Origin of the sequence: Bradyrhizobium sp. Bra78, assembly GCF_024519855.1 — a bacterium.
In the GTDB taxonomy this organism is placed as follows: Bacteria; Pseudomonadota; Alphaproteobacteria; order Rhizobiales; family Xanthobacteraceae; genus Bradyrhizobium; species Bradyrhizobium japonicum_G.
Genome location: NZ_JALJRE010000011.1, coordinates 17,449 through 39,845, shown reverse-complemented (window position 1 = coordinate 39,845; position 22,397 = coordinate 17,449). Strand labels below are relative to the sequence as shown.

Here is a 22,397-nt window from a genome sequence, read left to right as displayed (position 1 = left end):
ATTTCCACCCAAAACCCAATCTTTCTTCCAAGGAGTCTAAAATGGATCCGGCAGCAGCAAAACTTATCGGCGCGGGCATCGCATGCATCGGCATGGGCGGCGCGGGCGTCGGCGTCGGCGTGATCTTCGGCAACTACCTCGCCGCGGCCGTTCGCAACCCGTCGGCCGCTCAGGGCCAGTTCGGCAACCTGATCTTCGGCTTCGCCGTGACCGAAGCGCTCGGCATTTTCTCGCTGCTGATCGCGCTGCTGCTGCTGTTCGTTCCGCTCTGAGGACGACGTTCTTCGCGCCGCTTCAACCGAAGCGGCGCGCATGACAGCAACAGGAGTACTCCATGGCTGAGAGTCATGGCGGGGCGAAGGGTCCAGCGGCGGGCGCCCATACCGGGGCCGAAGGCGGTCACGGTGGCGGCTTTCCGCCGTTCGAGAGCAGCACCTATGCTTCGCAGCTGGTGTCGCTCGCGATCTTCTTCGTCGTGCTTTATGTGGTCGTGTCCAAGCTCGCTCTGCCGAAGGTCGGCGGGGCGATCGAAGCGCGCCAGAACAAGATCGAGGGTGACCTCAACGAGGCACAGGCGCTGAAGGACCAGTCCGCCGCGGCGCTGAAGGCCTATGAAAGCGAACTCGCTGCGGCGCGTTCGCGGGCGCAGGCGATCGGCAACGAATCCCGCGACAAGGCGAATGCGCAGGCGGAAGCCGAGCGCAAGGCCCTGGAAGAGCAACTGGCGGCCAAGCTCGCCGGGGCGGAGAAGACCATCGCCTCGACCCGCGCCGCCGCCATGAGCAACGTCCGCGGCATCGCGGCCGATGCGGCAGGCCAGATCGTGCAGCAGCTCACCGGCGTCGTTCCCGACGCTGCGTCAGTCAATGCAGCGGTCGATGCGACGCTGAAAGGTTAGTCGAGATGTTCTTCGATCCTGAAACCTGGGTCGCCATCGCCTTCGTAATCCTGATGGTCGTGTTCGGCTATCTTGGGGTCTTCAAGTCGGCGATGAAAGCGCTCGATCACCGCGCCGACCGCATCAAGGCCGAGCTCGACGACGCGACGCGCCTCAAGCAGGAGGCGGCCAAGGTGCTCGCCGACTACAAGGCGCGCACCGCTTCGGCCGAGCGCGAGGCCGCCGACATCATCGCCAACGCCAGGAGCGAAGCCGAGCGCATCGCGATCGAGGCCAAGGCGAAGGTGGAAGATTTCGTCGCCCGCAGAACCAAGACCGCGGAGAGCAAGATCGCGCTCGCCGAGGCCCAGGCGCTGGCCGATGTCCGCGCCGCAGCCGCGGAGGCCGCCGTCCAGGCCGCATCCACGATCCTGTCGCAGTCGGTCAGGGGCCAGGTCGCCGACGATTTGCTCGCCAAGGGCATCACCGAGGTCCGGCAGAAGCTGAACTGACGGATTTCGCCTTCACCAATCAAGAAGCCGGCGCGATGAGCGCCGGCTTCTTTGTTTGTCGGGCTTGTTCTCGTGTCCCGCACGCGAGACCGACCCTACTTCTTCTTCGCCCGCGCCTTCGGCTCGGGCGAGAGCGCCTGCGGATCGAAGCCGACATAGAAGATGTAGGAATCAGCGTCCTTGGCCGAAGGCATCGGATAGGCCATATCCTCCGCGACGAAGGTGAAGGGCACGCTGCCGCCCTCCGGCATCTCGACCTTGGTCCGGTAGGCCTTGGAGGCGATCACCTTCTCGCCGACACCGCCCTGCACCACGGCGACGCGCAGGGGCACCTCGACGGTCGCAGGCGCGCCGGCGGGGCCGGCGATGACGCGGCCCTGGATGCCGATCCGGGCGGTGATATCGCCGCCATTGCGGGCGCATTCGCGCGCCATCTTGGTGATGGTGGCCTGGAAGCGGATCTCATTGCCGACGGCCGGCTTGCCGGTGACACCGACCGCGTAGGTGGAGGCCCCGGCACGCACCGTGACCTGCGGGCAATCGAGGTCGTCATTGGCCGCCGGCTGGCCGGGCGCAGGCGCCGGCTTGCTCTGGGCCGGCTCGTCGGAGCTGCCGCCGAACAGGCCCTTGAAGCGGTCGGTCAAGGACTGGGCCGCCACCGGCGAGACCGAGGCGAGCGCGACCGACAACGCCAGCACGGCCGCTGCCCGACGCGACGCATTCCGCGAAGACCGAAGCTCATTCACCATCGACACCCGTACTCCATGACAACTATCCGGCCGAGCGCCGGCCGGGCTTGCGCGTTATATCGCCAAAATCGGCGAACCCAAGGCGCAACCGGGTCGCCCCAAAGAGACTTTCACATGAATGGACGGACTCAGCCGCGGAAATCCTCGTGCAGCAGGCCGAACAGCAAATGGTCCTGCCAGACCCCGTTGATGCAGAGATAGCGGCGCGCCAGGCCCTCACGGGAGAATCCGCACTTTTCCAGCACCCGGATCGACGGCGCATTGGTGGGAATGCAGGCGGCTTCGACCCGGTGCAGATTGAGCTCGCCGAACAGCGTCGGCAGCAGCACCCGCAGCGCGGCCGTCATGTAGCCGCGATGGGCATGGGGCTTTCCGACCCAGTAGCCGATGGTGCCGGCCTGGACGATGCCGCGCCGGACATTGGCAAGCGTGATGCCGCCGACCATGGCGCCGTCGAGCTCGCGGAAGATCAGGAAGGGGTAGGAGCGGTCCCCGGCGATGTCTTCGGAATAGCGGCGCAGGCGGCGGCGGAAACCGGAGCGGGTGAGATCGTCCGACGGCCAGATCGGCTCCCAGGGCGTGAGGTAGTCGCGGCTGGACTCGCGCAAATGCGCCCACTGCAAGAAGTCCGACATCTGCGGCGCGCGCAGCAGCAGCCCGTTGCCGCGCGGCGCGAGGGCGGCGGGTCCACTGGATGGCAGGCGAAAGAGAGCCATGGTGATGCTTCCCGAGGCGGGTCAGCCCGTACGCGGCGGCTCCTAATGCAGCCGCGCCTTGGCGCGTGCCCGCGTCAATCCTTCCGCAAAAGACACCGCCGTGTCCAGACCCCTGCCACTGCCTAATGCGACAACCGCAGGCCGGCTCCGCGATAACAGTGCACGCGCAGCATCCCGGGTCGATTCGACACTGACGGCGTCGATCCGGGCCACCAGCTCCTCGACCGTCTGGGGCCGGCCATAGGCCAGCACGTGGCGGGCGAGCTGCTCGGCCCGCGAAGAGCAGCTCTCCAGCGCCATCAACAGGCCCGCCTTCATCTGCGCCTTGGCCCGCGCGATCTCCGCCTCGGTCAGAGTCTCCACCGAATCGTTCATGATGTCGACCACGACCTCCATCATCTCCGGCGCGTCGGCCGGATCGGTGCCGGTGTAGAGGCCGAAGAAGCCGGTATCTGTATAGGGGGCGTGAAAGCTGTAGATGGAGTAACAGAGGCCGCGCTTCTCGCGCACCTCCTGGAACAGCCGCGACGACATCCCGCCGCCGAGGATGTTGGTGAAAACTTGGAGCGAAAAAAGAGACAAGTCGCTCTGCGGCACGCCTTCCAGCGCCAGCGTCAGGTGCGCCTGCTCGAGCTCGCGATGCACCACCTTGGTGCCGCCCTTGCCGAACTGGGCTGTCTGCGGCTTCGGGCCCGGCGTCCCCTCGAAACTCGCAAAGCGCTGCTCGACCTCGGCAACCACCTGCTTGTGATCGACTGCGCCTGCCGCCGCCACGACCATGTCGGGGCCGCGATAATGCGTCGACAGATAGCCGCGCAGCATGTCGCGGTTGAAGGCGCGCAACGTCTTGGCCGTACCCAGCAGCGAACGGCCCATCGGCTGGTCGGGATAGCAGAGCTCGTTGAGATGCTCGAACACGACATCGTCCGGCGTGTCCTGCGCGGCGCCGATCTCCTGTACGATGACGTTCTTCTCGCGCTCGAGTTCGTCGGGCTCGAAGGCGGGATTGGCGAGGATGTCGGCGAGCACGTCGAGCGCGAGCGGCACGTCGGCCTTCAACACCCGCGCGTAATAGGACGTGGTTTCGGTCGAGGTGCCGGCGTTGAGGTCGCCGCCGACCGCCTCGATCTCCTCGACGATCTCGCGCGAGGAGCGCTTCGTCGTGCCCTTGAACGCCATGTGTTCCAGAAGGTGCGAGATGCCGTGCTCGTTCGGCTTTTCGTCGCGGCCGCCGACGCCGGCCCAGACACCCAGCGCCGCAGTCTCGAGATGGGGCATCTTGTCGGTGACGACGGTCAGGCCGGAGGCAAGCTTGGAGATCTCGACGCTCATCCGGCAACTCCCTGTTTTGCGGCGCGGCTGACCGACAGCACGAACCGCTCGACCTCGGCCTGATCGTTCTTCATCACCTTCCTGTATTCGGATTTGGTCATCAAACCGTCGAGCCAGGCCGGCAGTTGCGGCCGCTGGCCGCAGGCCGCTTCGACCGCATCCGGGAATTTCGCCGGATGGGCCGTGGACAGCACGATGCTGGGAACCGTCGTGTCGGTGGTATCGCGGTCGGCGACAGCGAGCGCCACTGCGGTATGGGGATCAACCAGCTCGCCCGCCTCGCGCCAGGCGGCGCGGATCGCGGCCGAGGTCTCGGTCTCGTCGGCGCGGCCCGCGTCGAACTCCTCGCGGATCGCGGCCAGCGTCGCATCGGGCAGCACGAAGCGCCCCGACTGCTTCAGCGAATCCATCAGACGGCGCACGCCGGCGGCATCGCGCCGGCCGGCCTCGAACATCAGCCGCTCGAAATTCGAGGAGATCTGGATGTCCATCGAAGGCGACGCCGTGGCGTGTACCTCCCGTACCTCGTAGATGCCGGTCTTCAGCGTACGCGCCAGAATGTCGTTGACGTTGGCGGCGATGCGCAGGGTCCGCACCGGAAGGCCCATGCGCTTGGCGACATAGCCGGCAAAGATGTCGCCGAAATTGCCGGTCGGCACGACGAAGTCCACCGCGCGCGCCGGCGCCCCGACGGCAACGGCGGAGGTGAAGTAGTAAACCACCTGGGCGACGATGCGCGCCCAGTTGATGGAATTGACGCCGGACAGCGAGGTCGCGTCGCGGAAGCGATGGTTGTTGAACATCGCCTTCACGAGTGCCTGGCAATCGTCGAAATTGCCTTCGATGGCGAGCGCGTGGACATTGGCCGCGCCCGTCGTCGTCATCATGCGCTGCTGCACCTCGGAGATGCGGCCGTGCGGGAACAGCACGATGAGATCGACATTCTCCAGCCCGGCAAACGCATCGACAGCGGCGCCACCGGTGTCGCCGGAGGTCGCGACCACGATGGTGGTGCGCTGGCCGCGCTTGGCGAGCACATGATCCATCAGCCGCGAGATCAGCTGCATCGCCACGTCCTTGAAGGCGAGCGTCGGACCGTGGAACAGCTCCAGCACGAACTGGTGCGGCGCGATCTGGCGCAGCGGCACCACCGCCGGATGTCGGAAGGTGGCATAGGCCTCGTTGGCCATGCGGCCGAGCTCGGCGTCCGTGATCTCGCCGCCGGCGAAGGGACGGATCACGTCGACCGCGACCTCCCAATAGGGACGACCGAAGAAGCCGGCGATGGTTTCAGTCGACAGTTGCGGCCAGGTAGCCGGCACATAGAGGCCGCCGTCACGGGCAAGCCCGGTCAGCATCACATCGCAGAAGCCGAGTTCGGGGGCCTCCCCCCGGGTCGAGATATAACGAGTCAAACTGCCCTCCAAAGGCCGGCCGAGCCGGGCTCGATCCGCAAGCCTTTGATTTTACGAAATTACTTGTCAACAGCCAGAGGCTTTGGGCCACCATAAAGTGTTTTGTGGCATCGGGAAACCGCTTCGCGCCAAGACCTTTTCATCGACAAGGGCCGCGTCAACAAAAAAGCCACACCCCAACGAAAAAGGGCTGCGGCGATGCCGCAGCCCTCTCTCCTGGAAGGTCTGTCGTTGACGTTTGCAGACCAGTTTGCCGGGCGCGGGTCGCGGACCCGCTAAAACTGTGGACGCAAGCTTTCGTCGCCTGTCACGAAACCGTCAAGGGCGAAAACGGCGAATGCGAGAAGATGTTCCTATTTTTCCCGTCACGGGTCGTGCACCGGGGAACGCCTCCGTGCAGCCGGTCGTCGCGTCTTGCCGCTATTTCCCAGGCAACGGGCGATTCAGGGAACGAATGCCACCTCAACCCATTGTGTCGGCGGTTGGGTGGCGGCGCGATCCATGCATTGCCCGGCTGAGCGCCGAGACCTGTCCGACCCGCCGAACCGGCAGCATCCTGGAGCAGCCGGTTCGGCGGCGGAAAATCAGTTCATTCCAATTTCCACCGCGATCCTGATCAGGTCGGAATGGTTCTTGGCACCCAGCTTCTGCTTGAGCAGGGACGTGGTGTTGGCGACGGTCTTGTAGGAGATACCGAGGGCCTCGGCGACCTCCACGATCTTGTCGCCTCGCCCCAGCAGGCGAAGGATCTCGAGTTCGCGCGGCGTCATCTGCGAGGCCGGATTGGCCTTGATCGCCGCGCCGGAAAACGTCACGGCTTCCGCAAGCTGCGGCGAGATGAAATTGTCCCCCGCGACCACCTTGCGCACCGCCTTGAGCAGGATCCTGGGATCATCGCCCTTGGAGACATAGCCCTGCGCCCCCAGCTCGACCGCCCGCACCACGAAGGCCGGGTCTTCGTTCATGCTGAACATGATGATCTTGGCGTCCGGATCTTCCTTGCGGATGCGTCGCATCAGCTCGAAGCCGGAGACGTCGGGCAGGCTGATGTCGATCACCGTGACGTCGGGCCGCTTGCTGACATAGGCGCGATGCCCGGATTTGGCGTCGGTCGCCTCGTCGATCCGGATCGAATGATCGGAAGCGAACAGGGTGCGGCAACCTGACAGCACCACGGGATGGTCGTCGACGATCAGGATCCTTGTCGCCGGCCTGGCAGTATCTTGCATCGCGCGCTCTCTCGTTTTTCGACTCATAGACCGACGGGAACAAATGGAAAGAGCAAATTCCGCCGATGCGCGTTAGAATCGACCTAATGTGGCAGCGACTCTCGTTCAGGGCCCAATTGTTTCTCCCTCTCGGTGTGATGTTCATCACGGCGTTGCTCATGGGCGGCGTCCTGCTGCATGCCTTCACGATCGGCCAGCTCGCCGAAGAGAACGAGCCGGCGCTGCGATCGACCCGGGCGGTGGCGGAGGCCCTGAACAGCGCCCTGCGTTCGTCCGGTAACCCGCGCAGGACCTTGGACGACTTCGTCCGGATGCTGGACACATCCTCGGATATCCAATTCCGTCCCGTGGGGGCTGGTTCACCCTCGTTGGCGCCGAGGCCTCTGCACGGCCCGCCGAAATGGTTCGTCGATCTCCTCACCATCCCGGACCTGCATATCGCATTTCCCGTTACCGTCGACGGCCAGCACGCCGGCAACATCGTGTTCACGCCAGATCTGTCCGCTGCTTTGTTCGAGAAGTGGGTCGGCTTTCTCGCGCTTTCCGGCTTCGTTCTCGCGCTCATCGGACTGACGGCGATCATTGCCTACGTCCTTGCGGGCTCGGCGCTACGCCCCCTGCAAGATCTTGGCGACGGTCTCACGCGGTTACGAAGCGGCGACTACGCAACGCCGATCCCGATAGCAGGACCGCCGGAAATACGTCAAAGTTGCGAGGAAGCCAATGCGCTCGCCGCGACGCTCGCGCAACTGAGCCAGGACAATCGCGACCTGTTGCACCGCCTGGTGTCGCTCCAGGACGACGAGCGGCGCGATCTCGCCCGCGATCTGCACGACGAGCTCGGCCCGCTGCTGTTCAGTATCCGCGCCGGCACGATCGCGTTGGTCGAGGCCTCACCGCCGGTGGGATATCTCGGCAATTCGGCCCAGGAGGTGCTGCAGTCGGTCGAGGCGCTCCAGCAGACCAACCGCCGCATCCTCGAGCGGCTGCGGCCGCTCTATATCGAGGAATTGGGCCTGGAGACCAGCGTGCAGACGCTGCTCCGGAACCTTCGCAAGCAGGCCCCGCATATCGGCCTGACGGCCTCGGTCGATCCTGACCTCAACGGGATCGACGGGCCGCTGGCCCAGACCGTCTATCGCGTAATCCAGGAGGCGCTGACCAACGTGCTGCGCCATGCCGCAGCACGCAATGTCCATGTCCAGGCCGCCGTCTCCGACGACGCGCTCGTCATCGAGATCTCCGACGACGGCGCGGGATTTCCCGAAGACAACGTCTTCGGCCGGGGCCTGACCGGCATGCATGAGCGCGTGCGTGCACTCAGCGGATCGCTGTCATTGCTGCGTGCGGATGAACGAACCTATGTGCGTTGCCGTCTGCCGGTGCAGACGACGCGCGACGGGCCGGCGCAGAGCTAGCACGCGCAGCCGTGATGCGCGTGCTGTCGCGCCGGCACGCACAGCGTGCTGTGGATCTTGCCTTCCGCACTGAAGCGAAACGTGGCGTGAACGCGCAGCGAGCCTGCGACGGAATATTCGAGATCGACGCCGTTCGGCACGGGATGGATCTCCTCGAGACCGAAGCCGGCCAACGAGAATGCGCTGAGCCGCGGCCCCCAATAGGTCTCGAGCTCGAAGCGGCCGCGATAGCTCTGCGTGCCGTTGCAGGTGCATTCGACCTCGGCGTCGTCCGCATAGAGGTCGAGCAGCGTCGCGAGGTCGCCCTTCCTGCAGGCGTCCACCCAATCGACGACAATTCCCATCTGATCGAAATCGCTCACGGCAACATCCTGTCTGCCGCGAAATTTTGCGCTGCGGCCCCGGACCACACTCGTGAATGTGCGCCGAATAATATACCCCGGGCGATACCGGGTTCCTTCCGGGAACCTACGGAGAATTCAACTTGAGCGCCGTCCCTTCACCCAGACGCCGAAAGCGATCAGCACCGCACCGGCAAGCGCAAACCATGTGATGGCGTATTGCAAATGATCGTCCTTCAGATGCACGTCGAGCGCTCCGGGACGCGGAATGTTGTTGTCCGGCGCGGGTTGCTCGAGATCGACATAGAACGGCGCGACCGCGCCCCAGCCGAGCGTGCTTGCGATCGCCGCATGATCGCGCACGAACCAGAGCCGCTTGTCGCGATTCTCCGCCGGCGTCAGCCAGCCCGGCGCCTCGGGGAAGCGCAGATAGCCGGTGAGCGCGACCGCCTGCCCCGTGACGAGCTTCTTGACCGCTCTATCCTCGACGCTGCGGTCCTGCATCGTGTTCTCGACGAATCCCGCATCGATCACGACCGTCTCGCCGGTCGTAAGGCGCGCCGGCAGGAAGGCCCAGGTGCCGGGACCGGAGGCGTCCTTGCGCACGGCGGACCCGGGGGAATAGACCATCGCATCGGGCAAGGGCGCATAGGTCGCGGTGAAGCTGACGCGGCGGAATTCATCGCGCGCGGGATCGAGCGCGGCCCATCGCGCCGGCGACGGCAGGGCGACCGGTGCCTCCGCAAGACGCTCGGTGAGCGCGGCGATCAGCTCGTGCTTGGCGAGGCGGCGCTGCAATTGCCAGACACCGAGCGCGACGAACACCGCCATCAGGAAAAGCGTGAACAGCGCGAAGCCGGCCACGCGAGGCTTGCGCGCCGTATCGGTCATTTCGCGCGGTCGACCAGCCGGCCCGGCGCCGCCTTGTGGTGGAATTGCAGCGCGATCAGCAGCGACTTCATCGCGCGCAACGGCAACAGCGTGGTCGCCAGGATCAGCGGCAGCCACAGCACGGCATGCAGCCAGTACGGCGGCTGGTATTTGACCTCGACGATGAGCGCGCACGCGACAACGATCCCGCCGGCCAGCATGATGATGAAGATGGCAGGGCCATCGCCGCTGTCGATGAAGGCGTAATCGAGGCCGCAACGGTCGCAGGAAGGCGCCAGCGTCAGGAACCCCGCATAGAGCTTGCCCTGGCCGCAGCGCGGGCATTTGCAGGCGAGCCCCCGCATCGCACTCTGCAGGACGGTCGTCTTGGGCTCGGAGGTGTCAGAGGTATCGTTCATGATGAAAGAGTCTAGCATAGTTTCCGCCAAAGCTTCCGGCGGCCTGAAAGCGAAAGGGCGGCCCTGCGGCCGCCCTTTCTGATCGATCAAAGGTAGCTCAGTGCGCGCCGTGGGCCATGGTCTCGGCGCCGTGTCCCCAGACGTAGATGCACAGGAACAGGAACAGCCAGACCACGTCGACGAAGTGCCAGTACCAGGCAGCGAACTCGAAACCGAGATGCTGGGTCGGCGTGAAGTGGCCGGCATAGGCGCGGAACAGGCAGACCAGCAGGAAGATGGTGCCGACCAGCACGTGGAAACCGTGGAAGCCGGTCGCCATGAAGAAGGTCGCGCCGTAGACGTTGCCGCCGAAGGAGAACGCGGCGTGGCTGTACTCATAGGCCTGCACGCAGGTGAAGAGCGCGCCGAGCACGACGGTGAGGATCAGGCCGTATTTGAGGCCCTGACGATCGTTCTCGAGCAACGCATGATGGGCCCAGGTCACGGTGGTGCCGGAGGTGAGCAGGATCAGCGTGTTCAGCAGCGGCAGATGCCAGGGATCGAAGGTCTCGATGCCATGCGGCGGCCAGGTGCCCGGCACGGCGCAGGCGCCGGCCGCGGTGCCGAGGCCGCAGCCGAATATCGCATCGCGGGTGGCGTGGACGGCGTCGGCGGGAAACAGCGCCGCGTTGAAATAGGCCCAGAACCAGGCAACGAAGAACATCACCTCGGAGGCGATGAACAGGATCATGCCGTAGCGGTGATGGAGCTGCACGACGCGGGTGTGGTCGCCCTTGTACTGGGCTTCCTTGATCACGTCGCCCCACCAGCTCGCCATGGTGTAGAGCACGCCGACCGTGCCGACCCCGAACAGAATCGGCGCGGCCGAGAACATGTGGTGCATCCAGGTGATCGCGCCGACCGCCATGATGAAGGCCGAGACGGAGCCGACCGCCGGCCACGGAGAGGGATCGACCAGGTGGTAGTCGTGTTGCTTGGTGTGCGCCGTTGCCATTTGCGGTCTCTCTCCTCAATCCCGTGCCTGTCCGGCACTTATCCCCTTGTGTCCAACCACCCTGGCGCGAGCCCGGCGATCAGAGATTTCCCTTGCGCTTGTCGTCTTCGCTGGCTGCAAGCGGCTTCACCACCGGATCGCGCACCGGATAGAACGTGTAGGACAGCGTGATCGTGTTCAGCCCGTCGTTCTCGTGATCGTCGGCGATCGACGGATCGACGTAGAACACGACCGGCATCTCGCGCTTCTCGCCGGGCGCCATGGTCTGCTCGGTGAAGCAGAAGCAGTTGATCTTCTGGAAATAGGATCCGACCGTCAGCGGCGCGACGTTGTAGGCGGCCTGGCCTGCGGTGGTGCGCGCGGCCTGGTTGGTCACGGTGTAGAAGACGGTCACGACCTGGCCGATATTGACCTCGATCTCGCTCTGCTCCGGCTCGAACTTCCACGGCAGGCCGGGCGCGACGTTGGAATCGAAGCGCACCGCGATCTTCCGTGCGATCGGACCGGTCGCCGGCGCCGAGGTCGCGACCTGGGTCGTGCCGTTGAAGCCGGTGGCGCGGCAGAACCAGTTGTAGAACGGCACCGCCGCGTAGGACGCGCCGACCATCAGCGCGACCACACCGCCGCAGATCGAGGCGACTAGCACGTCGCGACCGAGGCCCTTCCTGGCCTTTCGGTTCCGATTTTGCGATATGGTCGGCTTCTGATCCATCTTCCCTACATCGGCCGGACTAGCACGGCCGGACCCTTGACCATGGTGACGGCGAAGAACAGCACCACGAGCACGCCGAGCGCGAGCGCGATCGCGATCGAGCGCTGACGACGGCTCTTCTTCTGCGCCTCGGTGAGGACGATTCCATTGGGCTCGGGTTTGTCGACCATTACCGCGATCATGCGCCCCCTGCCATCGGAGCAAGCGCCCGGTACACGACCTCGGCCAGCAAGGTCGCAAACAGCGCGAACAGATAAAGGATGGAGAAGGCAAACAGCTTGCGGGTCGCACGCAGCGACTGGCTGCGCTCGCGGCGCAGATAGACGTTGATGGCGAGCACAAGCATGCCGGCGCCGAGGATCAGCGAGACGACGCCATAGACGGCATCGAAATAGCCCAGCGCCCAGGGCGCCGCGGCGACCGCGATCAGCACGACGGTGTAGAGCAGGATCTGAAGCCGCGTCGCGTCGGGACCGGCGACGTTGGGCAGCATCGGGATGCCGGCACGCGCGTAATCGTCCGAGCGGAACAGCGCCAGCGCCCAGAAGTGCGGCGGCGTCCAGAAGAAGATGATGGCGAACAGCAGCAGCGGCTCGACGTCGACCGTGCCCGTCACCGCGGCCCAGGCCACCACCGGCGGCAGCGCGCCGGCGGCACCGCCGATCACGATGTTCTGCGCGGTCCAGCGCTTCAGGCCGATCGTGTAGATCACGACGTAGAAGAAGATGGTGAAGGCGAGCAGCGCGCCCGCGATCCAGTTGACGAGGATGCCGAGCGTCATCACCGAGAAGAAGGCGAGCGTCATGCCGAAGGCCATCGCCTCGGGACGGGTGATGCGGCCGCGCGGGATCGGCCGGTTCGCCGTGCGCGACATCTTGGCGTCGATGTCGCCCTCGAGCGCCATGTTGAGCGCGCCGGAGGCACCGGCGCCGACGGCGATGCAGAGCAGCGAGGTGATCGCCAGCACCGGGTGGAAATGCCCGGGCGCCATCGCCATGCCGACCAACGCGGTGAAGATCACCAGCGACATCACCCGCGGCTTCAGCAGCGCGATGTAGTCGCCAACCTCCGCCTCGGAGATGCGGGGATTGAGGTCGATGGCGTTGTGGTCGAGGACGGACACTAGCTTTGACTCGCTTGTTCTAGATCCGCGGCGCCCGTGATGGGCGCCGCGGGAGACTGATTACTGCACGCGGGGCAGCACTTCGAACTGGTGGAACGGCGGCGGCGAGGGCAGCGTCCACTCCAGCGTGGTCGCACCCGCACCCCAAGGATTGTCGCCCGCCGGCACCTTTTTCGCGAACGCGTCGATCACGCAGTAGAGGAAGATCAGCACGCCGAAGCCGGAGATGTAGGAACCCACCGACGAGACCAGGTTCCAGCCCGCGAAGGCGTCGGGATAATCGACGTAGCGGCGCGGCATGCCGGACAGGCCGAGGAAGTGCTGCGGGAAGAACACCAGATTGACGCCGACGAAGGTGACCCAGAAGTGCGCCTTCGCGAGCGTCTCGTTGTACATGTAGCCCGACATCTTCGGGAACCAGTAGTACCAGCCCGCGAAGATCCCGAACACCGCACCGAGCGACAGCACGTAGTGGAAGTGCGCGACGACGTAGTAGGTCTCCTGGAGCACGCGGTCGACGCCGGCGTTCGCCAGCACGACGCCGGTGACGCCGCCGACGGTGAACAGGAAGATGAAGCCGACCGCCCAGAGCATCGGGGCGCGGAACTCGATCGAGCCGCCCCACATCGTGGCGATCCACGAGAAGATCTTCACGCCGGTCGGAACCGCGATCACCATCGTGGCGGCGACGAAATAGGCCTGCGTCGCGCTGGACATGCCGACCGTGTACATGTGGTGCGCCCACACCACGAAGCCGATGCCGCCGATCGCGACCATGGCGTAGGCCATGCCGAGATAGCCGAACACGGGCTTGCGCGAGAAGGTGGAGACGATCTGGCTGATCATGCCGAAGGCGGGCAGGATCAGGATGTACACTTCGGGGTGACCGAAGAACCAGAACAGATGCTGGAACAGCACGGGATCGCCGCCGCCGTCGGGCGCGAAGAAGGTCGTGCCGAAATTGCGGTCGGTGAGCAGCATGGTGATCGCACCGGCGAGCACCGGCAGCGACAGCAGCAGCAGGAACACCGTCACCAGGATCGACCACACGAACAGCGGCATCTTGTGCAGGGTCATGCCCGGCGCGCGCATGTTGAAGATGGTGGTGATGAAGTTGATGGCGCCGAGGATCGACGAGGCGCCGGCCAGATGCAGCGACAGGATCGCGAAGTCGACGGCCGGGCCCGGATGGCCCGAACTCGACAGCGGCACGTACATGGTCCAGCCGGCGCCGACGCCGTTGGCACCCGGCTCGCCCTCGACGAAGGTCGACATCAGCAGCAGGCCGAACGAGGCCGGCAGCAGCCAGAACGAGATGTTGTTCATGCGCGGGAACGCCATGTCGGGCGCGCCGATCATCAGCGGCACGAACCAGTTGCCGAAGCCGCCGATCATCGCGGGCATGACCATGAAGAAGATCATGATCAGGCCGTGGGAGGTCACGAACACATTGTAGGTGTGCGTCTCGTGGAAGATCTGCACGCCCGGATACATCAGCTCGGCACGAATCGCGATCGACATCGCGGCACCGATGATGCCGGCGATGACCGCGAAGATCAGGTACATCGTGCCGATGTCCTTGTGATTGGTCGAATAGACGTAGCGCCGCCATCCGGTCGGATGGGCGTGCTCGTCATGTCCGTGGTCCTGGGCGTGATCGCCGTGTGCCGCTGCGCTCGTTGCCATTTTCAAATCCTGCCTTGCGTCCCATTCGGACCTTTGGAGGTCCCGCCCTTCATGTCGCGTTCAGTCCCCTTCAGCCGTCACCCGACGCTTACTGCGTCGGGCCGGCCACGGAGGCGAAAGTGCTGGTGCCGCCGCTCGCATATTTCTTCTTCGCGGTCTCGACCCAAGAGGCGAAGTCCTTGTCCTCCACCACGCGAATCGCGATCGGCATGAAGGCGTGGTCCTTGCCGCAGAGTTCCGAGCACTGGCCATAGAACATGCCGGTCTTGGTGGCCTTGAACCAGGTCTCGTTCAGCCGCCCCGGAATGGCGTCGATCTTGACGCCGAAAGCCGGCAGCGCAAAGGCGTGGATGACGTCGGCGCCGGTAACCTGGACACGAATCACCTTGTTGACCGGCACCACCATCTCGTTGTCGACACCGAGCAGCCGGGGCTGCTTGTCCTGGGCCATCAGCGAATCGAACTCGAACTTGCCGTTATCCGGATAAGCATAGGACCAGTACCACTGCTTGCCGGTCGCCTTGATGGTCAGGTCCGCCTTCGGCACGTCGAGCTCGAGGAACAGGAGGCGGAACGACGGCACCGAGATACCAACCAGGATCAGGACCGGAACGAGCGTCCAGGCCACCTCGATCAGCGTGTTGTGCGTGGTCCGCGACGGCACCGGATTGGCCTTCGCATTGAACTTCATGACCACGATCACCAGCAACGCCAGAACGAACAGCGTGATCAGGGTGATCAGCACGAACAGGAAATTGTGGAACCAGACGATGTTGTCCATCACCGGGGAGCCGGATTCCTGAAGCTTCCACTCCCACGGCGCCGGTTGCCCGAGCTCGGCGAATGCCGCACCGCCCGTCGCCAGCGTCAGACCCGCCACGGCCAATCCCAGCAAGTGCCGGCCCACCGGGCCCATCGACATCTTCATGCCGTTCGCGCTCCCCTAACGAAATCACCCCAAGTGCATTCCCCTATTTCCGGGAAACGCTTATTCGATCCGCCCGTCTGACAAACCGCCGCGCAAGAATACCTCTAAGAGGAATTGGGGCCAGATCGCTAGAACGCCGAAATCAAGCCTCTCAAACCATAATTCTTGATATATCGCAATGCAGTCTTGAGCCCCGTCTGTCAGCCATCACCCGCAAGATATTTCCTAGTAAGATCAGACAAAAATACCGTTTCCCGGGATGCTGTGGCTTGACAGCGGATTTGCCCGCGGTAGGCACTGGCAGATAGCCGCGCAGGAGCTTGATTCGTGCGGGCGATGGCGGTGTGGGCGGCGCGGAATTTGCTTGCGAATTGCCTTCAAGACGCCGTCATTCCCGTATCAGTCCGCCAGGCGCGAGCGACCCAGGCGAGCAGAGGGACCGACCCGATGGGGTTTTCGAAATGCATGGCAAGGCGGGCTAGCAGCCTCGCGATGCTGGCCGCCCTGCTGGCGGTGGTCGTCGTCCTGGCGCTCCCTGGCCTTGCCCATGCGCAGGGCGCGGTGCGCTCCGTCCATGGCGACTGGCAGATCCGCTGCGACACCCCGCCGGGCGCCCAGGCCGAGCAATGCGCCCTGATCCAAAGCGTGGTGGCCGAAGACCGCTCCAATGCCGGCCTGACCGTGATCGTGCTCAAGACCGCTGACCAGAAGAGCCGCCTGATGCGGGTGGTCGCCCCCCTCGGCGTCCTCCTGCCCTCCGGCCTCGGCCTCAAGCTCGACAACCAGGACGTCGGCCGTGCCGGCTTCGTCCGCTGCCTGCCCAATGGCTGCGTCGCCGAAGTCGTCATGGACGACAAGCTGCTCGGCCAGCTCCGCACCGCCAAGACCGCGACCTTCATCATCTTCGAGACCCCCGAAGAAGGCATCGGCTTCCCGCTCAGCCTGAATGGGCTCGGCGAGGGTTACGACAAGCTGCCGTAGGGCGCCCTTTTTCCGGATAAGCCGATCCCGTCATCGCGAGCCGCCCGCGAGCGGTTGCCGGCAGCCGCCTTTGATCCATCCGAACCGCAATATCGGTCGAGCGCGCGATGTCCGTGAGCGCCTAACTGGTCTCGCCACGGAGGAAGGAACGATGAAGGCGGCACTCGAACACTATCATGCCCGGATGCAGCGCGTGCTGGATCACATCGACCGGCATCTCGACGCTGATCTGGACCTGGAAGTGCTGAGCGGCGTTGCGGCCTTCTCAAAATTTCATTTCCATCGGCAGTTCACGGCGACCTTCGGGCTGTCCGTGCATCGCTATGTCCAGCTGGCCCGCATGAAACGTGCTTCCTACCTGCTGGCCTACACGGACGCCCAAAGCGTCACGGACATCGCGATGGATGCCGGTTACGATGCCCCGGATGCCTTCGCCCGCGCTTTTCGGCAACGGTTCGGGCAATCGCCGTCGTCGTTCCGCAACTCTCCCGACTGGGAGCCGTGGCTTGCGGCCTTCGGGCCTCTCGACAATGCGAGGAGCAAGCTCATGAAGACCTTTACCAGTGACGACGTGACGATACGCGATGTACCCCCCACCAAGGTGGCGATCATGGAGCATCGGGGCGACCCGGCGACGCTCGGCGCCACCATCCAGCGGTTCATCGCGTGGCGCAGGGCCGCCGGACTGCACCCCAAGACCAGTCCGACCTTCAACGTCTGGCGGTCCGAGCGGCGTCCTTCCTCGCCCGCCGCTTACAGCACGGATCTCTGTGTCGGGACCGACCGGCCGATCGAGGCGAATGGCGAGGAGATCAAGGCCGGCGAGATCCCCGGCGGACGCTGCGCGGTGCTGCGGGTCGTCGGCTACACCGACAATCTGGAACCCGCCGCGCTCTACCTTTACCGCGACTGGCTTCCGGCCAGCGGCGAGGAAGCACGCGACTTTCCGATCTATTGCCAGCGGCTGAGCTTCTTTCCTGAGGTGCCGGAGCATGAGACGGTCGCGGAGGTTTTCCTGCCGCTGAAATAGCGCCTCGGACGGCGGCTCGCCCTTTCGATCGCAGGACGCGGACGGGCCGCCGTCCACGCCAAGTCAGGCCATTTGATCGCGTGCACCACCCCGCCTCGTGTCGTCACGCCGGGCAACCTCATCCTATCGTTTCCGTAATGTGACGGCCCGCCCCTCGCGGAACCGGCGGGAAACCATTATCTTGCCCCACATTCTCCGATAATGGACGGACGCATGACCAACCCTGCCACATCCTCCCTGCTCGACCGCGCCAATCTCGACCGCGACCAGGTTCGCCACGAGATCGCGCGCGGGCTTGCCGGCGCCGACGACGGCGAATTGTTCCTGGAATACAGCCAGACCGAAGCGCTGATGTTCGACAATGGGCGGCTGAAGCAGGCGACCTACGACACCTCGCAGGGTTTTGGCCTGCGCGCCGTGAAGGACGATGCGGTGGGCTATGCGCATTCCTCCGACGTGTCGCTGCCGGCGCTGATTCGCGCCGCCGACGCGGTCGCCGCCGTGCGCGGCGGCTATTCCGGCAGCTTTTCCGCGCCGCCGCCGCACACCAATGTACGGCTCTATGGCGACGACAATCCGCTGGACGCGCCGGGCTTCGAGACCAAGGTGAAGTTGCTCGCCGAGATCGACGCGTATTTGCGCGACAAGGACCCGCGCGTGCGGCAGGTCAGCGTCAGCCTGGGCGCGACCTGGCAGGTGGTCGAGATCCTGCGGCCCGACGGCGAAAGCTATCGCGACATCCGCCCGCTCGTGCGCGTGAATGTTTCGGTCGTCGCCGGCCAGGGCGACCGCCAGGAGAGCGGCAGCAAGGGCTATGGCGGCCGCGCCGGCTATGCCGAATTCATCGAAAGTAAGAACTGGCGTGACGCCGCCGACGGCGCACTGCGCGAGGCCCTGGTCAATCTGGAATCGATTCCGGCCCCCGCCGGCGAGATGGACGTCGTGCTCGGCGCCGGCTGGCCGGGCGTGATGCTGCATGAGGCGGTCGGCCACGGCCTCGAGGGCGACTTCAACCGCAAGAAGACCTCGGCGTTCGCCGGCCTGATGGGCCAGCAGGTTGCGGCCAAGGGCGTCACCGTGGTCGATGACGGCACCATTGCCTCGCGCCGCGGCTCGCTCTCGATCGACGACGAGGGCACGCCGACCAACCGGACCGTGCTGATCGAGGACGGCATCCTGGTCGGCTACATGCAGGACCGCCAGAATGCGCGCCTGATGAACATGAAGCCGACCGGCAACGGCCGCCGCCAGGGCTATGCCCATGTGCCGATGCCGCGCATGACCAACACCTACATGCTCGCCGGTGACCGCGATCCGGCCGAGATCCTCGCCTCGGTGAAGAACGGCGTCTTCGCGGCGAATTTCGGCGGCGGCCAGGTCGACATCACCTCGGGCAAATACGTGTTCCAGTGCACCGAGGCGTACAAGATCGAGAACGGCAAGATCGGCGCGCCGCTGAAGGGCGCCATGCTGATCGGCAACGGGCCGACCGATCTGCATCGCATCCGCATGATCGGCAACGACCTTGCGCTCGATACCGGCATCGGCACTTGCGGCAAGAACGGCCAGGGCGTGCCTGTCGGCGTCGGCCAGCCGTCACTTCTGATGGAACGCATTACGGTGGGTGGAACGGGCGCATGAGTGTCGACAAGGTAACCGTCCCTGCCAAGCGGAAGAGCGGCGGCTGGGCTGGGCAGATCGTACAACTCGCTGGCATCGTCGCCGCCGTGTTCATCGCCAAGGGCGCGCTGGCCGAGCCGTTCTACGTGCCGTCCGGCTCGATGGAGCCGACGCTGTTGATCGGCGACGCATTGATCGCCTCGAAATTCCCCTATGGCTACGGCACCTCGTCGCTGCCGATCCAGATCAACCTGCCGGAGAGCGGCCGCGTCTTCGCGGAGACACCGAAGCAAGGCGACGTCGTCGTGTTCCGCTGGCCCGGCGATCGCTCGCAGGCCTGGGTCAAGCGCGTCGTGGGTCTGCCCGGCGACCGCATCCAGATGCGGCAGGGCCAGCTCTTCGTCAACGACCGTCCCGCCGAGCTGAAGCCGGATGGCGTTGGGGCTGCCGAGGACGACAATGGCGGCAGCGAGCCCGCCTATCGCTACGTCGAAACGCTGCCGAACGGCGTCTCGCATCTGATCTTCAAGATGCGCGACAACGGTCCGCTCGACAACACGCAGGAAGTGACGGTGCCGGCCGGCCATCTGTTCGTGCTCGGCGACAACCGCGACAATTCCGCGGACAGCCGCGTGCCCCTGCGCTCCGGCGGCGTCGGCATGCTGCCGATCGACAATCTGGTCGGACGCGCGGATGCCGTGCTCGGCTCCTGGGATCTCGGCATGCGCGGCCAGCCGGTGTGGACCTGGCTGTCCGGTTTCCGTCTCGCGCGGTTCTTCACCGCCGTGCATTGAGCGGAAGCCACTCACCTGACGATGGACCGCGACGAATTCCTCGCATCCGCGCTGAGAAATCCCGTCAATGTTTCGATCATCGACGAACTCGCGCGCCTGGCGCTGCCCGACGCATGGCTGGTCTCGGGATGTCTTGTACAGACGGTGTGGAACGTCCTCACGGGCCGCGCCGTCGATCACGGCATCGCCGACTACGACGTGTTCTACTTCGATCCCGACACGTCATGGGAAGCGGAGGACGCGGTGATCCGCGAGCTGCAAGCGCGCCTCGGGCATCTCGGCGCCAAGATCGAGATCCGCAATCAGGCACGGGTGCATCTGTGGTATTCGGCCAAGCACGGTCTGCCCTATCCGCCTCTGTCGTCCTCGACCGACGGCATCGACCGCTTCCTCACCCAAAACACCCAGGTCGGCGTCAGGCGCGCCTGCGACAGCCACGACGTCTACGCACCGCATGGCTTTGACGACATCGCGAAGCTGATCGCGCGTCCTAATCCAGGCCCGAATTTTTCCGCCGCCAGTTACGATACGAAGGCGGCCCGCTGGAAGGCGCTGTGGCCGGAACTCACGGTGATTGCGGCGGAGTGAAGTGCCGCCTACCGCACCACGCCCGACGTAAACCCCGCCTTCCGCCGCGGCGGCTTGATTTCCTTTTTCAGGAAGCAGCGGGCCTCGCGTCCGGCATAGCCGGGGCGCGCGTAGGTGAAGGCGCGGCATTTGTTGTCGGCGGTGCAGACGGCCTTGCAGGCCTCTTCGCCTTCGCCGTCCTTGAGCTCGACATTGCGCAAATCCCCACCGGGGCGATCGATCGACGTTTCCACGCCCTCGACGCGCGGCTCGATCACGCCGGCGCCACGCACGCCGGAAATGCAACAGCTGCCCGGAACGCGCAACGGCACCGTGTTCTTCAGCCAGCACACCGCCGAGCCGCCTTCGACATCGGGATAGCTGAAGCTCCAGGAGCGGCAGCGGCGGTCGCGCTCGCACAGCAGCGCGCAGTCCTCCGGATCGCCGGACGTGACCGGCGTGCTGAAATAGTCGCCGCCCGGGCGGTCGAACGCCGTCTGGGCGCGCACAGGCCCGCTCGCGACCGCGAGCGAAAGCAGCGCGGCGCAGGCCACGGCGCTTGCCATGACGGCCCCGGACAGGCGGCCCTTCCCCATCGGAACAGCTTTCGAGTTATTGACGACGCTCAGGTTTTTCAGTCGGTCATTTGATCGCCGCAAACCTGTATGGGCGATGAACGGCGCAGGGTCCCGATCGTCGGCCTCTGCTCTAGAACGCGTATTCCGCGTAGGCCGGTTCCACCGAGCCGGCCCAGGGGCCGTTGAACTTTTCGAGCATCTCCTCGGCCGGGGTCCGGCCGGAATCGATGATGCGGTCAAGCGGCTCCAGATGCCGGGTCTCGTCGCGTCCGAGCTGGTCGATCCGGCCGCGCCGGCGCAAGCCGGCATGAGCCAGAACGAGGCATTCCTTGGCGATCTCGAACAGATAGCGGTCCTTGATCCGCGACTTGAAGCCGAAGCGCGGCACGTCGTCGCGCAGGGCCTGGCGCTCAGGCGCGCTCCAGTGCTTCACAAGGTCCCATGCTGCATCGAGCGACACATCGTCGTAGAGCAGCCCGGCCCAGAACGCCGACAGCGCCGGCAGACGGCCCCACGGGCCACCGTCCGAGCCGCGCATTTCCAGATAGCGCTTGAGGCGCACCTCCGGGAAAATCGTCGAGAGATGGTTGGCCCAGTCCGACAGCGTCGGACGCTCGCCCGGCAGATTGTTGTTGCGGCCATCGAAGAAGGCTCGGAACGAGGAGCCCGACACGTCGATGTAATCGTCACCGCGCTTGACGAAATACATGGGCACGTCGAGCGCGTAATCGACATAGCGCTCGAAGCCCATGCCGTCCTCGAACGCCCACGGCATCATGCCCGCGCGTGCATTGTCGGTGTCGCGCCAGATCTCGGAGCGGAAGGAGAGGAAGCCGTTCGGCTTGCCTTCGGTGAACGGTGAATTGGCGAACAAAGCGGTCGCGACCGGCTGGAGCGCGAGCGAGACGCGCAGCTTCTTGACCATGTCGGCCTCGGAGGAGAAGTCGAGATTGGTCTGCACCGTGCAGGTGCGGTACATCATGTCGAGGCCGTACTGACCGACCTTCGGCATGTAGTTGGTCATGATCTTGTAGCGGCCCTTGGGCATCACGGGGATGTCGGCGCGCGACCAGGACGGCGTCATGCCGAGGCCGAGGAAGCCGATGCCGAGCGGAGTCGCGATCTCGCGCACCTGGGCGAGATGCGCCATCAGCTCGCTCTGGGTCTGGTGAACGTTCTCGACCGGCGCGCCGGAGAGCTCGAACTGTCCGCCGGGCTCGAGCGAGATCGCGCCGCCGCCGGTGACGTCGTAGAGGCCGATGATGTTGCCCTTTTCCATGATCGGCTCCCAGCCGAGCAGGAGTTTCATGCCTTCGAGCAGCGCACCGATACCGCGCGGGCCTTCGTAGGGCACCGGACGGTGGCCTTCGAGCGTGAACGGCGTCTTCTCGTGCTCGGTGCCCATGCGAAATTCGGACGGGTCCTTGCAGCCGGCCTCGAACCACGCGACGAGCTCGTCACGCGATTGCAGCGGCGTCATATCGATCTGGTCTCGCGCCATATCAA

At 65.1% G+C, this 22,397-nt stretch carries 25 protein-coding genes; 9 read left to right on the top strand and 16 right to left on the bottom strand.

The window, feature by feature from the left end; genetic code table 11:
• The first annotated feature begins 41 nt into the window (after window positions 1-41).
• The 3 genes from OC450_RS23390 to OC450_RS23380 all read left to right on the top strand — a co-directional run bounded on the left by OC450_RS23390 (window position 42) and on the right by OC450_RS23380 (window position 1,389).
• On the top strand, window positions 42-272 hold the full coding sequence (locus OC450_RS23390) for a F0F1 ATP synthase subunit C (RefSeq protein WP_007599451.1): 231 nt from the start codon (window positions 42-44) through the stop codon (window positions 270-272).
• Between the two features lie 62 nt (window positions 273-334).
• Complete coding sequence (locus tag OC450_RS23385) at window positions 335-898, top strand: F0F1 ATP synthase subunit B' (RefSeq protein WP_211381036.1); 564 nt, start codon at window positions 335-337, stop codon at window positions 896-898.
• Window positions 899-903: 5 nt separating this feature from the next.
• Window positions 904-1,389, top strand: coding sequence for an ATP F0F1 synthase subunit B (locus tag OC450_RS23380; RefSeq protein WP_211381035.1), 486 nt, complete (start codon window positions 904-906; stop codon window positions 1,387-1,389).
• 95 nt (window positions 1,390-1,484) lie between these two features.
• Here OC450_RS23380 and OC450_RS23375 read toward each other — a convergent pair whose 3' ends face one another.
• The 5 genes from OC450_RS23375 to OC450_RS23355 all read right to left on the bottom strand — a co-directional run bounded on the left by OC450_RS23375 (window position 1,485) and on the right by OC450_RS23355 (window position 6,830).
• A complete protein-coding gene (locus OC450_RS23375; RefSeq protein ID WP_211382366.1) occupies window positions 1,485-2,138 on the bottom strand; it encodes a hypothetical protein in 654 nt (217 codons plus the stop codon).
• 128 nt (window positions 2,139-2,266) lie between these two features.
• A complete protein-coding gene (locus OC450_RS23370) occupies window positions 2,267-2,854 on the bottom strand; it encodes a GNAT family N-acetyltransferase (RefSeq protein ID WP_211381034.1) in 588 nt (195 codons plus the stop codon).
• 42 nt (window positions 2,855-2,896) lie between these two features.
• Window positions 2,897-4,186, bottom strand: coding sequence for a M16 family metallopeptidase (locus OC450_RS23365; protein ID WP_211381033.1), 1,290 nt, complete (start codon window positions 4,184-4,186; stop codon window positions 2,897-2,899).
• Window positions 4,183-5,601, bottom strand: a complete 1,419-nt coding sequence (thrC, locus tag OC450_RS23360) for a threonine synthase (protein ID WP_262048761.1) — start codon at window positions 5,599-5,601, stop codon at window positions 4,183-4,185. The genes OC450_RS23365 and thrC overlap by 4 nt, the downstream gene beginning before the upstream one ends.
• A gap of 584 nt (window positions 5,602-6,185) precedes the next feature.
• Window positions 6,186-6,830: a response regulator transcription factor gene (locus OC450_RS23355; RefSeq protein ID WP_211381031.1), complete on the bottom strand. Its 645-nt coding sequence runs from the start codon at window positions 6,828-6,830 to the stop codon at window positions 6,186-6,188.
• Window positions 6,831-6,916: 86 nt separating this feature from the next.
• Here OC450_RS23355 and OC450_RS23350 point away from each other — a divergent pair, with 86 nt between their 5' ends.
• A complete protein-coding gene (locus tag OC450_RS23350; protein WP_262048760.1) occupies window positions 6,917-8,248 on the top strand; it encodes a histidine kinase in 1,332 nt (443 codons plus the stop codon).
• Here the strand turns inward: OC450_RS23350 and OC450_RS23345 are convergent.
• The 9 genes from OC450_RS23345 to coxB all read right to left on the bottom strand — a co-directional run bounded on the left by OC450_RS23345 (window position 8,245) and on the right by coxB (window position 15,321).
• Entirely contained in the window at window positions 8,245-8,610 is a 366-nt protein-coding gene (locus tag OC450_RS23345) for a nuclear transport factor 2 family protein (RefSeq protein WP_211381029.1), read from the bottom strand. The genes OC450_RS23350 and OC450_RS23345 overlap by 4 nt on opposite strands.
• Before the next feature lie 117 nt (window positions 8,611-8,727).
• Window positions 8,728-9,480, bottom strand: coding sequence for an SURF1 family protein (locus OC450_RS23340; RefSeq protein WP_262048759.1), 753 nt, complete (start codon window positions 9,478-9,480; stop codon window positions 8,728-8,730).
• A complete protein-coding gene (locus OC450_RS23335; protein ID WP_211381027.1) occupies window positions 9,477-9,878 on the bottom strand; it encodes a DUF983 domain-containing protein in 402 nt (133 codons plus the stop codon). Before OC450_RS23335 ends, OC450_RS23340 begins: the two co-directional genes overlap by 4 nt.
• A gap of 97 nt (window positions 9,879-9,975) precedes the next feature.
• Window positions 9,976-10,872 carry a cytochrome c oxidase subunit 3 gene (locus OC450_RS23330; protein ID WP_211381026.1) on the bottom strand — a complete coding sequence of 299 codons (897 nt, stop codon included), beginning with the start codon at window positions 10,870-10,872 and terminating at the stop codon, window positions 9,976-9,978.
• Window positions 10,873-10,951: 79 nt separating this feature from the next.
• Window positions 10,952-11,584: a cytochrome c oxidase assembly protein gene (locus OC450_RS23325; RefSeq protein WP_211381025.1), complete on the bottom strand. Its 633-nt coding sequence runs from the start codon at window positions 11,582-11,584 to the stop codon at window positions 10,952-10,954.
• A 5-nt stretch (window positions 11,585-11,589) separates the two neighbouring features.
• Window positions 11,590-11,766, bottom strand: coding sequence for a CoxF protein (locus OC450_RS23320; protein WP_211381024.1), 177 nt, complete (start codon window positions 11,764-11,766; stop codon window positions 11,590-11,592).
• Window positions 11,763-12,707, bottom strand: coding sequence for a heme o synthase (locus OC450_RS23315; RefSeq protein WP_211381023.1), 945 nt, complete (start codon window positions 12,705-12,707; stop codon window positions 11,763-11,765). Before OC450_RS23315 ends, OC450_RS23320 begins: the two co-directional genes overlap by 4 nt.
• A gap of 60 nt (window positions 12,708-12,767) precedes the next feature.
• On the bottom strand, window positions 12,768-14,393 hold the full coding sequence (gene ctaD, locus OC450_RS23310) for a cytochrome c oxidase subunit I (RefSeq protein ID WP_211381022.1): 1,626 nt from the start codon (window positions 14,391-14,393) through the stop codon (window positions 12,768-12,770).
• Between the two features lie 88 nt (window positions 14,394-14,481).
• Window positions 14,482-15,321: a cytochrome c oxidase subunit II gene (gene coxB, locus OC450_RS23305; protein WP_211381021.1), complete on the bottom strand. Its 840-nt coding sequence runs from the start codon at window positions 15,319-15,321 to the stop codon at window positions 14,482-14,484.
• A 447-nt stretch (window positions 15,322-15,768) separates the two neighbouring features.
• Here coxB and OC450_RS23300 point away from each other — a divergent pair, with 447 nt between their 5' ends.
• The 5 genes from OC450_RS23300 (at window position 15,769) to OC450_RS23280 (ending at window position 20,334) form a co-directional block, all read left to right on the top strand.
• On the top strand, window positions 15,769-16,302 hold the full coding sequence (locus OC450_RS23300; protein ID WP_211381020.1) for an invasion associated locus B family protein: 534 nt from the start codon (window positions 15,769-15,771) through the stop codon (window positions 16,300-16,302).
• A 151-nt stretch (window positions 16,303-16,453) separates the two neighbouring features.
• The gene (locus OC450_RS23295) at window positions 16,454-17,332 is read left to right on the top strand and encodes a GyrI-like domain-containing protein (protein ID WP_256807380.1); all 879 of its coding nucleotides are present in this window, start codon (window positions 16,454-16,456) and stop codon (window positions 17,330-17,332) included.
• Window positions 17,333-17,545: 213 nt separating this feature from the next.
• The gene (tldD, locus tag OC450_RS23290) at window positions 17,546-18,973 is read left to right on the top strand and encodes a metalloprotease TldD (protein WP_211381018.1); all 1,428 of its coding nucleotides are present in this window, start codon (window positions 17,546-17,548) and stop codon (window positions 18,971-18,973) included.
• Window positions 18,970-19,746, top strand: a complete 777-nt coding sequence (gene lepB, locus OC450_RS23285; protein WP_211381017.1) for a signal peptidase I — start codon at window positions 18,970-18,972, stop codon at window positions 19,744-19,746. Before tldD ends, lepB begins: the two co-directional genes overlap by 4 nt.
• Window positions 19,747-19,767: 21 nt before the next feature.
• A complete protein-coding gene (locus OC450_RS23280) occupies window positions 19,768-20,334 on the top strand; it encodes a nucleotidyltransferase family protein (protein WP_256807383.1) in 567 nt (188 codons plus the stop codon).
• Window positions 20,335-20,342: 8 nt separating this feature from the next.
• Here OC450_RS23280 and OC450_RS23275 read toward each other — a convergent pair whose 3' ends face one another.
• Together OC450_RS23275 and OC450_RS23270 are read right to left on the bottom strand one after the other, a co-directional pair.
• Window positions 20,343-20,909 carry a PAN domain-containing protein gene (locus OC450_RS23275; protein ID WP_211381015.1) on the bottom strand — a complete coding sequence of 189 codons (567 nt, stop codon included), beginning with the start codon at window positions 20,907-20,909 and terminating at the stop codon, window positions 20,343-20,345.
• A 112-nt stretch (window positions 20,910-21,021) separates the two neighbouring features.
• Complete coding sequence (locus OC450_RS23270) at window positions 21,022-22,392, bottom strand: glutamate--cysteine ligase (protein WP_211381014.1); 1,371 nt, start codon at window positions 22,390-22,392, stop codon at window positions 21,022-21,024.
• Window positions 22,393-22,397: the final 5 nt, after the last annotated feature.

What these genes read in the sequence shown, in the direction of transcription:
- OC450_RS23390 (WP_007599451.1), top strand. Translation starts at nt 42, where the DNA reads ATGGATCCGGCAGCAGCAAAACTTATCGGCGCGGGCATCGCATGCATC.
- OC450_RS23385 (WP_211381036.1), top strand. Translation starts at nt 335, where the DNA reads ATGGCTGAGAGTCATGGCGGGGCGAAGGGTCCAGCGGCGGGCGCCCAT.
- OC450_RS23380 (WP_211381035.1), top strand. Translation starts at nt 904, where the DNA reads ATGTTCTTCGATCCTGAAACCTGGGTCGCCATCGCCTTCGTAATCCTG.
- OC450_RS23375 (WP_211382366.1), bottom strand. Translation starts at nt 2,138, where the DNA reads ATGGTGAATGAGCTTCGGTCTTCGCGGAATGCGTCGCGTCGGGCAGCG.
- OC450_RS23370 (WP_211381034.1), bottom strand. Translation starts at nt 2,854, where the DNA reads ATGGCTCTCTTTCGCCTGCCATCCAGTGGACCCGCCGCCCTCGCGCCG.
- OC450_RS23365 (WP_211381033.1), bottom strand. Translation starts at nt 4,186, where the DNA reads ATGAGCGTCGAGATCTCCAAGCTTGCCTCCGGCCTGACCGTCGTCACC.
- OC450_RS23355 (WP_211381031.1), bottom strand. Translation starts at nt 6,830, where the DNA reads ATGCAAGATACTGCCAGGCCGGCGACAAGGATCCTGATCGTCGACGAC.
- OC450_RS23350 (WP_262048760.1), top strand. Translation starts at nt 6,917, where the DNA reads ATGTGGCAGCGACTCTCGTTCAGGGCCCAATTGTTTCTCCCTCTCGGT.
- OC450_RS23340 (WP_262048759.1), bottom strand. Translation starts at nt 9,480, where the DNA reads ATGACCGATACGGCGCGCAAGCCTCGCGTGGCCGGCTTCGCGCTGTTC.
- OC450_RS23335 (WP_211381027.1), bottom strand. Translation starts at nt 9,878, where the DNA reads ATGAACGATACCTCTGACACCTCCGAGCCCAAGACGACCGTCCTGCAG.
- OC450_RS23330 (WP_211381026.1), bottom strand. Translation starts at nt 10,872, where the DNA reads ATGGCAACGGCGCACACCAAGCAACACGACTACCACCTGGTCGATCCC.
- OC450_RS23325 (WP_211381025.1), bottom strand. Translation starts at nt 11,584, where the DNA reads ATGGATCAGAAGCCGACCATATCGCAAAATCGGAACCGAAAGGCCAGG.
- OC450_RS23320 (WP_211381024.1), bottom strand. Translation starts at nt 11,766, where the DNA reads ATGATCGCGGTAATGGTCGACAAACCCGAGCCCAATGGAATCGTCCTC.
- ctaD (WP_211381022.1), bottom strand. Translation starts at nt 14,393, where the DNA reads ATGGCAACGAGCGCAGCGGCACACGGCGATCACGCCCAGGACCACGGA.
- coxB (WP_211381021.1), bottom strand. Translation starts at nt 15,321, where the DNA reads ATGAAGATGTCGATGGGCCCGGTGGGCCGGCACTTGCTGGGATTGGCC.
- OC450_RS23300 (WP_211381020.1), top strand. Translation starts at nt 15,769, where the DNA reads ATGGGGTTTTCGAAATGCATGGCAAGGCGGGCTAGCAGCCTCGCGATG.
- OC450_RS23295 (WP_256807380.1), top strand. Translation starts at nt 16,454, where the DNA reads ATGAAGGCGGCACTCGAACACTATCATGCCCGGATGCAGCGCGTGCTG.
- tldD (WP_211381018.1), top strand. Translation starts at nt 17,546, where the DNA reads ATGACCAACCCTGCCACATCCTCCCTGCTCGACCGCGCCAATCTCGAC.
- lepB (WP_211381017.1), top strand. Translation starts at nt 18,970, where the DNA reads ATGAGTGTCGACAAGGTAACCGTCCCTGCCAAGCGGAAGAGCGGCGGC.
- OC450_RS23280 (WP_256807383.1), top strand. Translation starts at nt 19,768, where the DNA reads ATGGACCGCGACGAATTCCTCGCATCCGCGCTGAGAAATCCCGTCAAT.
- OC450_RS23275 (WP_211381015.1), bottom strand. Translation starts at nt 20,909, where the DNA reads ATGGGGAAGGGCCGCCTGTCCGGGGCCGTCATGGCAAGCGCCGTGGCC.
- OC450_RS23270 (WP_211381014.1), bottom strand. Translation starts at nt 22,392, where the DNA reads ATGGCGCGAGACCAGATCGATATGACGCCGCTGCAATCGCGTGACGAG.